The organism is Rhodovulum sp. 12E13 (assembly GCF_003340565.1).
Taxonomy (GTDB): Bacteria; Pseudomonadota; Alphaproteobacteria; order Rhodobacterales; family Rhodobacteraceae; genus HLUCCA09.
In genome coordinates this window covers 1-772 of the sequence record NZ_QPLK01000078.1, presented here as the reverse complement: position 1 = coordinate 772, position 772 = coordinate 1, and the positions used below count along the sequence as shown (strand labels likewise).

The following is a 772-nucleotide window of genomic DNA, read 5'->3' as shown; positions in this document are numbered from 1 at the left end:
TCCGCCCGGCATGAAGCTGAAGCTCGACGTCACCCCGGACCTCGCCGCGCTCATGGCCGCGGAGATCAAGGCGGGCGAGCGCGCGGTCACCACGGCGATGCGCGAGGCCGGCGGGCAGCTCAAGACCGACTGGCGCCGCCAGATCACCGGCGCCGGGCTGGGCCAGCGGCTCGCCAAAAGCATTCGCGCGGAGACATGGCCCAAGGGCACCACCAGCATCGGCGCGGCGTCGCTGGTCTGGTCGAAAGCGCCCGCCATCGTTGGCGCGCACGACACCGGCCCGCTGATCCGTTCGAAAACCGGCTTCTGGCTCGCGATCCCGACGCCCGCCGCCGGACGGGGTCTGCGCGGCGGCAAGATCACTCCCGGCGAATGGGAGCGACGGCGCGGACTGCGCCTGCGCTTCGTCTACCGCCGGCGAGGACCGAGCCTGCTCGTCGCCGACCGGGCCCGCATCAACACCCGCGGCCAGGCGGTCGCCTCACGCGCGAAGACCGGCCGCAACCAGGTCACAGCGCCGATCTTCCTGCTGGTCCCGCAGGTCAAGCTGCCGAAGCGGCTCGATCTAGACCGGGACACCGAGCGGGCGCATGACAGCGTGCCGGGGCTGATCGTGGCGAACTGGGTGGTGAGTAGACACTTGTGACCCCGCCTTATTCATCGAAATCGGGGGTAATGGCTGGCGTGCCCGCGAAAGCTCTGTAGAATCAAGTTGCTACACCAAGTCCGACAGCAGCCCTCGGAGCACGCCATGGGTGAAACGCTACAGCCG

The 772-nt window shown here is 69.3% G+C and carries 1 protein-coding gene; it reads left to right on the top strand.

Translation table 11 applies throughout. From position 1 onward, the window contains the following. Positions 1–10 precede the first annotated feature (10 nt). Positions 11–646 carry a DUF6441 family protein gene (locus DLJ49_RS20900; RefSeq protein WP_115395441.1) on the top strand — a complete coding sequence of 212 codons (636 nt, stop codon included), beginning with the start codon at positions 11–13 and terminating at the stop codon, positions 644–646. The last annotated feature ends 126 nt before the right edge of the window (positions 647–772 follow it).

Excerpts from the sequence above, each read along its gene's own strand:
- DLJ49_RS20900 (WP_115395441.1), top strand. The coding sequence starts at position 11 with ATGAAGCTGAAGCTCGACGTCACCCCGGACCTCGCCGCGCTCATGGCC.